We start from the raw sequence: 13,590 nt of genomic DNA, 5'->3' as shown, positions 1-13,590 counted from the left end.
GAGATGGCTACCGCAGGTCGTAGCGGTCGAGCTCCATGACCTTCACCCAGGCAGCGGCGAAGTCCTGGGCGAACGACTCCTGCATGTCGTCGCCCGAGTAGACCTCGACGATGCCGCGCAGGATGGAGTTGGAGTTGAGCACCAGGTCCACCGCGGTCGCCGTGCGGACGACGTTCCCGTCGGCGTCCAGGCCCTCGTAGACGTCCTCGTCCTGCACCGAGGTACGCCACTGGACGCCCAGGTCCAGCAGGTTGCGGAAGAAGTCCTGCGACAGGACGCCCGGCCGGTCGGTGAACACGCCGTGCTGCACGCCGCCGGTGTTGGCCCCGAGCACCCGCAGGCCGCCGAGGAGCACCACCATCTCCCGCGCGGTCAGCTCGAGCATGTAGGCGCGGTCGATCAGCAGCGTCTCCGGCTCGAGCTTGCTACCCGGCTGGAGGTAGTTGCGGAAGCCGTCGGCCCGCGGCTCGAGCCAGCGGAAGTTCTCGACGTCGGTCTGCTCCTGGCTGGCGTCGGTGCGACCCGGGGAGAACGGCACGGTGAGCTGCACGCCGGCGTCGGCCGCGGCCTTCTCCACCGCCGCGGTGCCACCGAGCACGATCAGGTCGGCCAACGAGACCCGCTTGCCGGTCTGCGACTCGAAGGCGCTCTTCACCTGCTCCAGCACCGGCAGCACGTCGGTGACGCCCTGGTTGGCCGCCCAGTTGACCTGCGGCTCCAGGCGGAGCCGCGCACCGTTGGCCCCACCGCGCTTGTCGGTGCCGCGGTAGGACGCCGCCGCCGACCACGAGGTGTGCACCAGCTGCGACACGGTCAGCCCTGAGTCGAGCAGACGGGCCTTGAGGTCGGTGATCTCCGCCTCGCCCACGAGCTCGTGATCGACGGCCGGGACCGGGTCCTGCCAGATGAGCTCCTCGGCCGGCACGTCCGGGCCGACGTAGCGGCTCTTCGGGCCCATGTCGCGGTGCAGCAGCTTGAACCACGCCCGGGCGTAGGCGTCGGCGAAGTACTCGGGGTCGTTGTAGAACCGCTCGGAGATCTCCCGGAAGCCCGGGTCGGCCATGAGGGCGAGGTCGGTGGTCGCCATCATCGGGGCGCTCTTCTTGCCCTCGATGTGCGCGTCCGGGACGAGCTCCTGCGCCTCGGGGTTCTTCGGCTTCCACTGCTTCGCGCCGGCCGGGCTCTCGGTGAGCTCCCAGTCGTAGCTGAACAGCATCTCGAAGTAGGTGTTGTCCCAGGTCGTCGGCGTCGGCGTCCATGCGCCCTCGAGGCCGCTGGTGATGGTGTCGGCGCCCTTGCCGGTGCCGTACTGGCTGACCCAGCCGATGCCGTTGCCGTGCACCGGGCAGCCCTCGGGCTCGGGGCCCACCAGCTCGGGGTTGCCCGCGCCGTGCGTCTTGCCGAAGGTGTGGCCGCCGGCGATCAGCGCGACGGTCTCCTCGTCGTTCATGCCCATCCGGCTGAAGGTGACGCGGATGTCGTGGGCGGACGCCAGCGGGTCCGGCTTGCCCTGCGGGCCCTCCGGGTTGACGTAGATCAGGCCCATGGTGACGGCGGCGAGGTGGCCGTCGTCCAGGTCCAGCGGGGCGTCATCGGCGTACCGCTCGTCGCCGAGCCAGGTGTCCTCCGGCCCCCAGAAGACCTCACCGGGCTGCCAGTTGTCGGCGCGGCCGAAGGCAAAGCCGAAGGTCTTCAGGCCCATGTCGTCGTGGGCGACGTTGCCGGCGAGCACCAGCAGGTCGGCCCAGGAGAGCGTGCGGCCGTACTTCTGCTTGACCGGCAGCAGCAGCCGGCGGGCCTTGTCCAGGTTGGCGTTGTCCGGCCAGCTGTTCAGCGGGGCGAAGCGCTGCCCGCCCTCGCCGCCGCCTCCGCGGCCGTCGGCGATGCGGTAGGTGCCCGCGGAGTGCCAGGACATCCGGATGAAGAGCGGGCCGTAGTGGCCCCAGTCGGCCGGCCACCAGTCCTGCGAGGTGCGCATGACCTCGACGACGTCGCGCTTGACCGCCTCGACGTCGAGCGTGGCCACGGCGGCCTTGTAGTCGAAGTCCGCGCCGAGCGGGTCGGAGTCCTTGGAGGTCTTGTTCAGCACCTGGACGTCGACCTGGTTGGGCCACCAGTCGCGGGTGGTGCGGGGGCGTCCGTTGGTGGCCGGCTCCGGCGCCTTGATCGCCGGGTTCTCGCTCTCGCTGGTGCTCTCCGACTGCGCCTTGGCGACCTCGGTCTTGTCGTAGTCGGCCGTGCTGACCTGGGACTTGTCGTGTTCGGTCACGGGTTGCCTCTCTCTGCGGGACGGGCGGTGGTGGACGGGACGGCCGATGCGGTGGCGCAGGAGCGGCACCGGCCCCAGTAGATGACCTCGGCCTCGTCGACGACGAAGTCGGGTGGAGCATCGCCGGACGGCGTCAGGCACGGCGCCGCACCGGTGGCGCAGTCGACGTCGACGATCACACCGCACTCACGGCAGACCAGGTGGTGGTGGTTGTCGCCGACGCGCGCCTCGTAGCGGGCGACCGACCCCTGCGGCTGGATGCGCCGGACGAGGCCGCGGTCGGTGAGCACCCGCAGGACGTCGTAGACCGCCTGGTGGGAGACCGCGTCCAGGCGAGTGCGCGCGGCGTCGATGAGGGCATCGGTGTCCAGGTGCGGGTGGGCGTGCACGGCGTCCAGGACGGCCAGACGCGGGCGGGTGACCCGGAGACCGACGGCGCGCAGGTCTCGTTCGAGCGAGGCGGCGTCGGGCACGAGGTGATCCTGGCCTGTCTTCCTTGAACAAGTCAAGAAACGCCGCGCCGGGACCGGTGGAGACCCACCTCGTCCAGGACCTCACGCACGTCCTGCGCCGGCAGCCGGGACCGCCGTCCCTGGCGGGCTGGCCGGGAGATCCGCCGGCCCGTGGACCAGGAGGTGCTCGGCCTGGTCGTCGCCTGGCTGACGTCGGTGCTGCCGGGGTGTCCCCTCGCGGATCAGCCCGCACCCACTCCTCGCGGAGAGGGCCGCGCCTGACGGCGGGCCGCACGGCCGGCCTGATCCGGCCCGCGTCGAGACGCCCCGGACGACGTCCGACCAGCTGCCCGGTCGGGCCCAGCTGGCGCTGCTGATCGCGAGCTGCTGGACCACCATGGGTGTCCAGGAGTCGTGCGGCAGTGGTGATCGTGACGCCGGGGGGCGGAGTGCTCATGGAGGACGACCTGCGGAAGCGGTCGACGGAGGAGGTCTTCGCCGATCATCTCCGGCTGGCCGGTGAACACCGCCTCGAGGACGACATCGCCCGCAACGTCGCACCCGACTGTGTCGTGCTGGAACGGCGGGGCGTGTTCCGCGGCCACGACGGAGTGTGCGCACTGGCGCGGCTGCTGGCCGAGGAGCTCTCCGACGCGCCGTACACCTACACCACCGAGCTGGTCGACGGACGGCTCGCCTTCCTGGAGTGGACCGCCGAGAGCGACCACGCCCGGGTCAGGGACGGCGCCGACTCCTTCGTCATCGAGAACGGCTGGATCGTCGCCCAGACCATCCACTACACGGTCGAGCCGACCTGACCAGCGGGTCCGGACCCCAGGGCCTCCGCCTCGCGGACGACCCGGCGTCCCGGCTCCTCCGTGCGGAGGGCCAGACGGCTGACGACCGGACGACCAGGCGCCGGTCAGCAGGGGGCGACCGCGGGGACGTCGGGCACCGATGGGTCCAGCCGGTGGGCCGCGCGCTGTCCGCGGCCGGCCAGAGGCGCCAGGCCGGTGGCGCCGCCGAGACCGAAGTCGGCTGGCATGTTGACGTAGACGGTCTCGTGGCGGTCCAGGACGTACGTCTCGTGGAAGATGCCGACATCGCCGTTGTCCCGGACCCGCCGGTTGAACTCCCGCCAGGCGGGCAGGTGGGCCTGGTCGCGGGCGCGGGCGTAGCGGTCGAGGTCTTCGGCGCTGCGCCAGTACTGGACGGTGAGCACGGTGCGCCCGCTGAGGTAGGTGCGGTGGGCGAGAAGGCCGAGGTCGGGGCGCGCGACCAGTTCCTGGAGCATCCGGGGCATCGCCGTGGCGACCGGCAGCCACTGCCGGATCTTCCACGGTCGGTTGATCCGCATGCCGATGAGGAAGGCGACCGTCCCGGGCGGCGCCTCGGCGGTCACCCGGCCGGCGAGTGGTGTCCTGCTCATCGTGGTTCTCCTGTCGTTGGGCCTCGGACGGACGGGGGTGCCACATGATGTGGACATCGGCAACATGGACACCCCAGCACGCAAGGTGGACACTGTCAACATGCTCGAAGGTCCCAGCGCCGCGCGTCGCTACCACCACGGCAACCTGCGGGCCGCGTTGATCGACACCGCCGTCGACCAGGCCCGCGCCGGAGGCGCCGACGCCGTCGTGCTGCGCGACGCCGCCCGCCGCACCGGGGTCTCGCACAACGCGGCGTACCGCCACTTCGCCGACCGCGACGACCTGCTCGCGGAGGTCTCCGAGCGAGGCATGGCCGAACTGGAGCAGAGGATGCGCGACCGGCTGGCCGACCTCCCCCAGGACGACAACGGTGAGCCGGCGTCCGCGCGGCTGCGGGCGGTGGGCCGGGAGTACGTGCGCTTCGCGCTCGCCGAGCCGGGGCTCTTCACCACGGCCTTCGCCTGTGCCCGGCCGGAGGACGGCGCACCGGGGGAGGGCCCCTACGGAGTGCTCTCCACCGTGCTCGACGAGCTCGTCGCGACCGGTGTGCTGCCCGCCGAGCGACGTCCCGGCGCCGACGTCACCTGCTGGGCGGCGGTGCACGGGTTCGCTGTGCTCTGCCTGCAGGGCCCCCTGGGGGAACTGGCCGAGCGGGAGCGGGAAGCGCAGTTGGACGGCCTGCTCGAGCGGTTGTCGCGGGGGCTCTAGGTGTACTGACCACCTCCCGGTCGAGGAGGGTGCTATCAGCGCCGACTGCCGTCACGTCCCGTTGGCGTCCGTCGAGTGCGCCGTCCATCGACGGACCGCGCTGCGGCAGCCGATCGCACCCGGACCGGGGCACGGCACCGTCTCAGGCGTGCCGACGATCCGGATCACCCAGGACGACGCCGCCGACGAGCTGCTCAGCCGCGACCCGCGCGCTCTGCTGATCGGCAGTTGCTGGACCAGGACATGCGTGGACGAAGCGGTGAGAGCGTCGCCTTCGCCGGCGCCCGGATCCGCTAGGAGCTCGGGCCGCTGTCAGAGCCCCAGGTACCTGGCGACGGCGAGTTCGACCTCGCTCGTCGCTGCTGCGGGCGAATGCATCAGGATCGCGATACGGCACCATCTTCGCCGTGCCGACGATCCGCATCGCCCAGGACGACGCCGCCGACGAGCTGCTCAGCCGCGACCCGCTCGCACTGCTGATCGGCATGCTGCTGGACCAGCAGTTCCCGATGGAGCGGGCCTTCGCCGGGCCGCGGCTGCTGGCCGACCGGATGGGCGTGCAGACGCTGTCGGCGGCCCAGCTGGCCGAGTGCGACCCCGAGGTGCTGCAGCGGCACTTCGCCGGCCCGCCGGCGGTGCACCGCTACCCCGGGTCGATGGCCGGCCGCACCCAGGAGCTCGCCCGGGCGCTGGTCGAGCGGTACGACGGCCGGGCCGACGCCGTCTGGGCCGACGCGCCCGACGGCGCCACCCTGCTCCGCCGGCTGCGAGAGCTGCCCGGGTTCGGCGCCCAGAAGGCAGCCATCTTCCTGGCGCTGCTGGGCAAGCAGTGCGGCGTCACCCCGCCGGGCTGGCGGGAGGCCGCCGGCGACTACGGCCAGGAGGGGTCGCGCCGGTCGGTCGCCGACATCACCGACCCGGTGTCGCTGGCGGAGGTGCGCAGCGTCAAGCAGGCTGCCAAGCAGGCCGCCAAGGAGGCCCGCGGCGCGAAGGCCGGCAGCGACTGAGGCCCCGCACGGACGGCTCGCCGGACCGCTGCATCGCGCACGATCGAGTGGCACCATGGGACCCAGGAGCCGGGGGCTCCGGGGGCCGGTCGAAACACCCAGACGCGCGATCCAGCCGACCACCGCCGCCCTTCCCCCGGCCGGTCCAGGGAAGGGCGTCCGTGGCCTCCAGCCAGTCCAGCAGCCGCAACGAGCCGGTCCTCATCACCGAGGCCGAGCCCAGCCAGGTCGACCAGCACGCCGCTCGCAAGAAGCGCTACGCGATCACGATGGCCATCCGTGGCATCAGCCTCGTCCTCGCCGCGATGACGTACACCTACTCCATCTGGTTGATGGCGGTCTTCGCCGTCCTCGGCACGGTGCTGCCGTGGGTCGCCGTGGTCATGGCCAACGACCGGCCGCCGAGGAAGAAGATCGACATGAACCGCTACCGGCCACCGGCGCCGGACCGGATCCTGGAGTCCGGCAGCAGCAAGGCCCGCGTCATCGACATGTGAGTCAGCGGGCGCCGGGCCGTCCCACCACGGTGGCGGCCCGGGCCAGCCCGGCCTCCAGGGCAGCTGCCGGGTCCGGAGTTCCGCCTGCGGCCGTCCACGCCGCGAGCACCCCGGCGGTGAGGGCGTCACCGGCGCCCGTGGTGTCCACCACCGTCGCCGCGTGCGCCGGCCGGTGCACGAGCAGCTCGCCGGCCGCCCACAGCGCACCGTCGGCGCCCAGGCTGACCACCACCACCCGGTACCGGGCCGCCAGCTCCCGCGCGGCCGCCTCCGGGTCGGTGCACCCGGTCAGCAGCCGGGCCTCGTCGGCGTTGGGCAGCAGCAGCGTCACCGCCGCGGTGTCGGCGAGCCACCGGTCGACCCCGTGACCGGTCAGCGGGCCGATCGAGGCCGGGTCGACCGAGGTCGTGCAGCCGGCGAGCTGCGCGGCCGCCAGCGCCGCCAGCCCGGCGGCGCGCGGAGCGGCGTCCAGCAGCGTGTAGCCCGACAGGTGCAGGTGCCCGCCGGGTACGGGAGGCGGCACGTCGGCGGGCCGCAGCGCCAGGTTGGCGCCGCGATCGGCCAGCATGCTCCGTTCCCCGCCCGGCTCCACCAGGCTGATGACCGTCCCGGTCGACGCCGCGTCCACCGCACGCACCGCGAGGTCCACTCCCGCGGCCGCCAGCTCACGGCACAGCGACTCCCCGGCGACGTCGGCGCCCACGCAGCCGGCGAGCAGCACCGGCGTGCCGAGCGCTGCCAGGTGTGCGGCCACGTTCGCCCCGGCGCCGCCTCCCCGCGTGCTGATCGACGCCGGCCGATCCGATCCCGGTGCCGGCGGACCGGCGAGCAGCACGACGACGTCGGTGCAGACGTCGCCCACGACGACCACCGGGGGAGCGGTCACGGCCGGGTTCAGCCGGCGAGCGCGGCGAGCTCGGCCGCGATCTGACCGGCCAGTTCGGCGTTGCGCAGCACCAGTCGCACGTTGACCTCCAGGCTCGCGCCGCCGCTGGCATCGTGCAGGTGTCCCAGGACGAACGGCGTGACGTCCTTGCCCCGTGCGCCGGCGGCGTCCGCCGCAGCCAGCGCGTCGGCGATCACCCGGTCGTGCAGCTCGGTGTCCAGCTGTTCGTCGACCGGGAGCGGGTTGGCCACCACCACCGCGCCGGGCACGAGCTCGCGGCGGGCGGCGAACACCCGGGCCGCTTCGCCGGCGGAGGCCACCGACCAGTCGACCGGGGAGCCGGAGTCGGTGACGTAGAAGCCGGGGAACCGGTTCGTGCGCCAGCCGACGACGGTGACCGACAGGGACTCCAGCCGCTCCAGCGTCGCCGGGACGTCGAGGATCGACTTGACCCCGGCGCAGACGACGACCAGTGAGGTGCGGGCCAGAGCCACCAGGTCCGCGGACTCGTCGAAGGTCTCCGCGGCGTGCCGGTGCACCCCGCCGAGCCCGCCGGTGGCGAAGACGCCGATCCCGGCGCGGGCGGCGAGCAGGGCGGTGCTGGAGACCGTGGTCGCGCCGCTGTGCCCCAGCGCCAGCGCGACCGGCAGGTCACGGACGCCGAGCTTGGCGAGCTCCGGGTCGGCGCACACCCGGTCCACCTGCGCCGCGGTCAGCCCGACGTGGGGCACGCCGTCCACTACGGCGATGGTTGCCGGGACGGCGCCACCGGCGCGGACGGCGTTCTCGACCTGGTCGGCCGCCGCCCGGTTCTGCGGGCGGGGCAGGCCGTGCGCCAGCAGCGTGCTCTCCAGTGCCACCACCGGCCGGCCGGCGATGAGCGCGTCGGCCACCTCGGGGGAGAGGACGGACGGACTGATGGGGGAGCTCGGCACCCTGCCATCATGGTGGGCAGCCCGTCACGGACCGGATCCCGGCCCGAAACCGAGAACTGAGGGAGCAGCTCATGAGCAGCGCCGACATCCTCGAGCGCCCGGACGTCCGCGAGTCCGACACCGGCAACGCCAACGAGGTCTTCCACTACGTCAAGAAGAACAGGATCGCCGAGAGCGCGGTCATGGGGACGATGGTCGAGGCGCTGTGCGGCGAGGTCTTCCCGGTGACCAAGACCCCCAAGCCCGGCAGCCCGGTGTGCCCGGCCTGCAAGGAGGTCTACAACCAGCTCAAGAAGTGATTCGAGGGCCGGCTACCGCAGGCCGAGCTTCTGCGCCTCGAGCTCGATCTTCGCCGCCCGCCGGCGCTGCCGGCGCTGGTCGTGCCGGGGGCGCGGAGCCGGCCACCACGCCTCGATGGTGGCGTTCAGCTCGGCGCCCAGGAGCAGCGACATCCCGAGCAGGAAGCAGAACAGCAGCGCCGCGATCGGTGCGGCCAGCGCACCGTAGGGCAGGGCCACGGTGAGGATGTCGGCCACGTAGCTGCGCAGCAACACCGCGGCGCCGATGAAGAAGGCGACCGCGAAGCACCCGCCGAGCAGGTGCCTGGTCCAGGGGAGCCGTCGCGGCAGGATGACGTGGTAGAAGCTGGTCAGTCCCAGGACCAGGGCGATCACCACCAACGGCCAGTACACGGCGTTGACCAGCAGCGTGGCGGTGTCCTGCCACTCGGTGGGCATGAGCTGCACCAGGGTGCCCCGGCCCAGCACCAGCAGCGGCAGGGTCAGCACGGCGAGCACCAGGCCGATGACGAACAGCCACAGCGCCATCAACCGGGTACGGATCGGCCCCCGCACGTCCCGCTGGTCGTAGGCGATGACGACGGTGTTGAGGAACGTCGCCGTGGCCGAGGAACCGGCCCACAGTGAGACCACGAAGCCGAGGCTCACGATGTCCAGCCGACCCGGCCCGAGGATGTCGTCGAGCGTCGGTTGGACCAGCTCGTTCACCACCCGAGGGGTCAGCGCCTCGGTCGCGGCGCTGAGCAGCTCGGCCTCGATCTGGGCCACCGGGGCCGTGCCGATCCAGGAGCTGAGGTAGCCCAGCGAGCCCAGCAAGCCGATGAGCAGCGGGGGGATCGAGAGGATCTGCCAGAAGGCCGCCTCCGCCGACAGCCCCAGGATCCGGTCGTTCCAGGCCTTGGCCAGCGTGCGGCCGAGCACCTGGAGCGGCACCCGCAGGAACGTCGGCAGCCGGGCGGCCAGCCCCCGCCGGGGCGGTCTGTCGGTGCGCCCGGGCTCCTGCTCGGTGGGCTGGTCGGTGGCCGGTGCCGGGTCGGTGGCGTCGGCCTCCCGTTCGCCTGCGCGCTCCGCTGAGCTGCGACGGACGACGGAGGCCACGGGTCCAGTGTGCACGGCCGGGATGTCCCCGGTCCCTCGGCGTCCGTCCTCCGGCGTCAGCCGGCCGGGGCCGGCGGCGGGGTGGTCGGCACCGTCCCGCCCGCTGCTGCGTCGGCAGCCGGGTCGGCGGGCGGCTCGGGCGGGGGCACGCAGGTGATGATCGCCTCGGCCGCGTAGCGGGTGTCGAAGTCCTCGCGACGCAGCTCAGCCTCGCTGGCGAGGTCCCGGAACACCCGGGTCACGGTGATGTCGAAGCCGCGCGCCCCGGACTGCGGGATGCAGTTGCCGTCGTCCACCTTCTCCTGGACGGCGGGCTCCCGGATGTTGCGGCGCGCGCTGCTGATCGACTCGATGTCGTAGTACTTCGTGCCCCAGAAGGTGACCGTCAGCGAGCTGGGGGTCCACTCGGTCTGGACGTAGATGCCGGTGTCGGTGTCATTGCGCCACTTGAGGTCGATCTGCCCCTCGTAGACCGTGGCCTCGCGTCCCGCCGGGTAGCGGCTGATGTAGAAGCTGTGCGGCTTGTGGTAGACGTCCTCCAGCCCGGCGAAGAACACGGCGTTGAACATCGTGGTCGCGAACTGGCTGATCCCACCGCCCACCGCCTGGGACAGCTCACCGCCGCTGATCACCGCTGCCGGGACGTAGCCCTGCGCCGTGCCGCGGGGACCGGTGTAGCCGTTGAGGCTGAAGGTCTCGCCCGGCCGGACGAGGGCACCGTCGACCTCTTCTGCCACGACCCGGATGTTCGTACCACTGGCCTGGTTGGTGAACTCGGTGGTGAACGAGCTCACCTTCTCGGTGATCCCCAGCGCCTGCGCCTGCTCGGTCGTGAGGGACGCCGGCACCGGGCCGAGCACGCCGGTGACCGTGCGCGGGGCCGGCTCGGAGAGCACCGGGAGCAGCTGGTCGGCCAGCTCGACCGGGTTGATGCCCTGGCCGTCGACCGACGGGACGATGGCGATCGTGTCCCCGGAGACCTCGAACCGGGCGTCCTGGGCGGGGGAGCCGAAGACGCCGAAGTCCTCGCCCACCTCCGCCTGGAGCGCAGCCGGGTCGATGCCGGCGGCGAGGGTGCCGTCCTCCTGCGGGGTGAACGTGAGCGACGCGGCGATCGCGGTGACCGGGATCTCCACGGACTCCGGGCCGTCGGGGCCGACCACGGTGACCGGCGCCGAGAGAGCCGGGGTCACCGTCTCCTGCAGCACCCGCTCGGCCTCCTCGGCCTGGACCTGGACCTCGGTGACGTCGACCGGCAGTTCGATCGGCTCGTCGACCGCACCACCTGCGGCCAGCGTCGCGGTGATCGCCTCGGCGGCGCCGGCCCGGTCGAGCGTGCGGCCGTCGACCGGCTCCACGATCGACGGCTCGGTGCCGTTGATCGTGATCGTGGCGTCGACCGGCGCCCGGTCGACGGTGGCGGCCAGCTGGTCGACCTGCGCCGCCAGAGCGGTCTCGTCACCGGTGAGGACGGCGTCGACCTCGCGGTCGCCGAACAGCGAGGTGAACCGGGTCCACGGGTTGAGCGGCTGGTCGTCGACGGCGTCGACGGTGGCCGGCACGTCCAGGGCGATCCCGGCCGTCGCCGGGTGCAGCACGCCCGTCACGTCGTCGGCCACCACGGGGTGGTCCGCGGCGACCTTGGGCGCCAGGTCGCCCTCCAGCCGCTGCGCGGCGGCAGCGGGGGAGAGGCCGCCCACGTCGACACCACCGACGACCGTCCCGCGGGGCACGTCCCCGCCGGCGAGGGCCAGGTCGGCGCCGTAGAGGACGCCCAGGGCGAGGAGCGCGGCCGCCGGGACGAGCACTCGGCGTCGCCGCCAGGCAGGGCCCTCGCCACTCGCGTCCCCGCCGGAGGAGGGGTCCGCCGGCGGCGGTCCGCCGGGCCCGCCCTGGTCGGCGGCGGACGAGGACCCGGCCGGGGGCGCCGGGCGCGCCCCGTCGCCAGGACCGGTCCCGGGTGCCGGGGGCGGGGAGTCCACCCGGGTGACGACGGCGGTGTCCTCGACCGCCGACCCGGCCACGGGGGCATCCGAGATGGTCGGGGAGTCGGCCGGCGAGGTGGTCTCAGCCACCGGTGCGGGTGGCGAGGTGACCGGGGGCTGCCCCGGTGCGGCGGGCGGCGGGGCGACGTCACCGTCGACGGGCGGACCGATCACCTGGGTGTCCCCGGGCTGCGGGGTGTCCCCGGGCTGCGGGGTGTCCCCGGGCTGCGGGGTGTCCCCGGGCGGTGGGGCGCTAGCGGGCTCCACGGCGTCCGACGGCTCTGCGGCGTCCGTCGTCTCTGTGGCGTCTGCGGGCTGCTGGGCCTCAGTGTCCTCAGCGGCGCCGGCGGGTGCCGGCGGGTCGGCCGCGACCGATGCGTCGGCATCCACGGGCCCCGCGGTGGGCGGGGCCGGCGGTGCGGGGGGCCCCGGGCGGCTGCTGCCGACGGTGCCGTCGGGTTGCAGGCGCACGGTGTCCGAGACCCCGCGGGGTTCCTGCGGCATCGGTCGATCTCCGGCTCGAGGGGGACCGGCATCCGGTCCTGAGGACGACGAAGCCGCCGACTCCCCGTCTCCGCGGTGCGGGTTCGGACTGTCGGCGGCTTCGTCGGGTGAGGGCTTCATCGCTGGCGCGACGATAGTTGCCCCACTCAGTTGGAGAGGCGCGCCTCGCCGTCGGTCTCGATGATGTCGGCTGCGATGTCGCGGAGCTTGTCCTCGTACTCACGTGCGTGGTGTCCACAGAAGACGAGGTCACTCCCACTCGGGAGGACCACGCGCACCTTGGCCAGAGCACCGCAACGGTCGCAGTGGAAGGGAACGACGAGTTCTTCGGTGGGCGGGGTCGTCGTCAGCGTCTGGGTCATCTGGCTCATCACTCGCTCTCTACCGCACGGACCCGCGGCTGCGGATCGGCCTCCTGCACAGCGCCAGGATGGCCCCTCGTGTTCCCGTTCCGGCTCCTGTTGTGCACGGACTCGCCGAATGAGATGCGGCCGTGACACTCGAGGTGCGGATGGAGCGGGTCAGCAGGGGACGTCACTGGTTCGGAACTGGGTCCGGATGGAACACGTGCTTGGTGGTGCTGTCACCGGCTGTCGGTGTGTGGGTCCGCTGCTGTTCTGACATCGCCCACGTTACGCCGTCTACCCGATGCGTGCCGTCGTACACCGTCCCGTCACCCGTTGGGAGCGGTGCGGACGCTCCCGGCGCCGGACACGCCAGCGGCCGGTGACCCATCGGGTCACCGGCCGCGGAGGCACTGTCCGGTCCCGTCCCGCGGCTCACCTGGAGCTCGCGACGACGGGGCCCCTGCTAGTCCAGGTAGTCGCGCAGCACCTGGGAGCGGCTGGGGTGGCGCAGCTTGGACATCGTCTTGGACTCGATCTGCCGGATCCGCTCCCGGGTGACCCCGTAGACCTGGCCGATCTCGTCCAGCGTGCGGGGCTGGCCGTCGGTGAGCCCGAACCGCAGCCGCACCACACCGGCCTCGCGCTCGGACAGCGTCTGCAGCACGGAAGTCAGCTGGTCCTGCATCAGGGTGAAGCTGACCGCGTCGACGGCCACGACCGCCTCGGAGTCCTCGATGAAGTCACCGAGCTGGCTGTCGCCCTCGTCACCGATCGTCTGGTCCAGGCTGATCGGCTCCCGGGCGTACTGCTGGATCTCCAGCACCTTCTCCGGGGTGATGTCCATCTCCTTGGCCAGCTCCTCCGGGGTGGGCTCGCGGCCCAGGTCCTGGAGCAGCTCGCGCTGGATGCGGCCGAGCTTGTTGATGACCTCGACCATGTGCACCGGGATGCGGATGGTGCGGGCCTGGTCGGCCATCGCCCGGGTGATCGCCTGCCGGATCCACCAGGTGGCGTAGGTCGAGAACTTGTAGCCCTTGGTGTAGTCGAACTTCTCCACCGCGCGGATCAGCCCGAGGTTGCCCTCCTGGATCAGGTCCAGGAACGCCATCCCGCGGCCGGTGTAGCGCTTGGCCAGGGACACCACCAGGCGCAGGTTGGCCTCCAGCAGGTGGT

At 72.7% G+C, this 13,590-nt stretch carries 14 protein-coding genes; 5 read left to right on the top strand and 9 right to left on the bottom strand.

Going from position 1 to position 13,590, the window contains the following annotated elements; translation table 11 throughout:
- Positions 1–7 precede the first annotated feature (7 nt).
- Entirely contained in the window at positions 8–2,269 is a 2,262-nt protein-coding gene (katG, locus tag O2W16_RS20660) for a catalase/peroxidase HPI (protein WP_269160719.1), read from the bottom strand.
- Positions 2,266–2,742 (bottom strand): Fur family transcriptional regulator, encoded by a 477-nt coding sequence (locus O2W16_RS20655; protein ID WP_269160718.1) that lies wholly within the window; start codon positions 2,740–2,742, stop codon positions 2,266–2,268. Before O2W16_RS20655 ends, katG begins: the two co-directional genes overlap by 4 nt.
- 434 nt (positions 2,743–3,176) lie before the next feature.
- On the opposite strand from O2W16_RS20655, the gene O2W16_RS20650 reads away from it, so the two are divergent.
- Positions 3,177–3,539 carry a nuclear transport factor 2 family protein gene (locus tag O2W16_RS20650; protein WP_269160717.1) on the top strand — a complete coding sequence of 121 codons (363 nt, stop codon included), beginning with the start codon at positions 3,177–3,179 and terminating at the stop codon, positions 3,537–3,539.
- A 104-nt stretch (positions 3,540–3,643) separates the two neighbouring features.
- Here O2W16_RS20650 and O2W16_RS20645 read toward each other — a convergent pair whose 3' ends face one another.
- Positions 3,644–4,150 carry a DUF4188 domain-containing protein gene (locus tag O2W16_RS20645; RefSeq protein WP_269160716.1) on the bottom strand — a complete coding sequence of 169 codons (507 nt, stop codon included), beginning with the start codon at positions 4,148–4,150 and terminating at the stop codon, positions 3,644–3,646.
- 100 nt (positions 4,151–4,250) lie between these two features.
- On the opposite strand from O2W16_RS20645, the gene O2W16_RS20640 reads away from it, so the two are divergent.
- The 3 genes from O2W16_RS20640 (at position 4,251) to O2W16_RS20630 (ending at position 6,363) form a co-directional block, all read left to right on the top strand.
- Positions 4,251–4,859, top strand: a complete 609-nt coding sequence (locus O2W16_RS20640; RefSeq protein ID WP_269160715.1) for a TetR/AcrR family transcriptional regulator — start codon at positions 4,251–4,253, stop codon at positions 4,857–4,859.
- A 407-nt stretch (positions 4,860–5,266) separates the two neighbouring features.
- Entirely contained in the window at positions 5,267–5,866 is a 600-nt protein-coding gene (locus O2W16_RS20635; RefSeq protein ID WP_269160714.1) for an HhH-GPD-type base excision DNA repair protein, read from the top strand.
- Between the two features lie 161 nt (positions 5,867–6,027).
- Positions 6,028–6,363 (top strand): DUF3099 domain-containing protein, encoded by a 336-nt coding sequence (locus O2W16_RS20630; protein ID WP_269160713.1) that lies wholly within the window; start codon positions 6,028–6,030, stop codon positions 6,361–6,363.
- 1 nt (position 6,364) lies between these two features.
- Here the strand turns inward: O2W16_RS20630 and O2W16_RS20625 are convergent, their stop codons facing one another.
- Positions 6,365–7,249 carry a carbohydrate kinase family protein gene (locus tag O2W16_RS20625; RefSeq protein ID WP_269160712.1) on the bottom strand — a complete coding sequence of 295 codons (885 nt, stop codon included), beginning with the start codon at positions 7,247–7,249 and terminating at the stop codon, positions 6,365–6,367.
- A gap of 8 nt (positions 7,250–7,257) precedes the next feature.
- The gene (locus tag O2W16_RS20620; RefSeq protein ID WP_269160711.1) at positions 7,258–8,184 is read right to left on the bottom strand and encodes a pseudouridine-5'-phosphate glycosidase; all 927 of its coding nucleotides are present in this window, start codon (positions 8,182–8,184) and stop codon (positions 7,258–7,260) included.
- Between the two features lie 71 nt (positions 8,185–8,255).
- Between O2W16_RS20620 and O2W16_RS20615 the strand changes: the two genes are divergently transcribed.
- Entirely contained in the window at positions 8,256–8,483 is a 228-nt protein-coding gene (locus O2W16_RS20615) for a DUF3039 domain-containing protein (protein WP_269160710.1), read from the top strand.
- Between the two features lie 12 nt (positions 8,484–8,495).
- Here O2W16_RS20615 and O2W16_RS20610 read toward each other — a convergent pair whose 3' ends face one another.
- The 4 genes from O2W16_RS20610 to rpoD form a co-directional block, all read right to left on the bottom strand.
- A complete protein-coding gene (locus O2W16_RS20610; protein ID WP_269160709.1) occupies positions 8,496–9,581 on the bottom strand; it encodes a YihY/virulence factor BrkB family protein in 1,086 nt (361 codons plus the stop codon).
- Between the two features lie 56 nt (positions 9,582–9,637).
- Positions 9,638–11,740, bottom strand: a complete 2,103-nt coding sequence (locus O2W16_RS20605; RefSeq protein ID WP_269160708.1) for a VanW family protein — start codon at positions 11,738–11,740, stop codon at positions 9,638–9,640.
- 476 nt (positions 11,741–12,216) lie between these two features.
- Positions 12,217–12,441, bottom strand: coding sequence for a DUF7455 domain-containing protein (locus tag O2W16_RS20600; RefSeq protein WP_231558401.1), 225 nt, complete (start codon positions 12,439–12,441; stop codon positions 12,217–12,219).
- 439 nt (positions 12,442–12,880) lie between these two features.
- On the bottom strand, positions 12,881–13,590 hold a 710-nt coding region (gene rpoD, locus O2W16_RS20595), incomplete at its 5' end, for an RNA polymerase sigma factor RpoD (RefSeq protein WP_269160707.1).

It is taken from the genome of Modestobacter sp. VKM Ac-2984, assembly GCF_026967985.1.
Lineage (GTDB): Bacteria > Actinomycetota > Actinomycetes > Mycobacteriales > Geodermatophilaceae > Modestobacter.
This window is presented reverse-complemented; position numbering and strand designations above follow the sequence as displayed.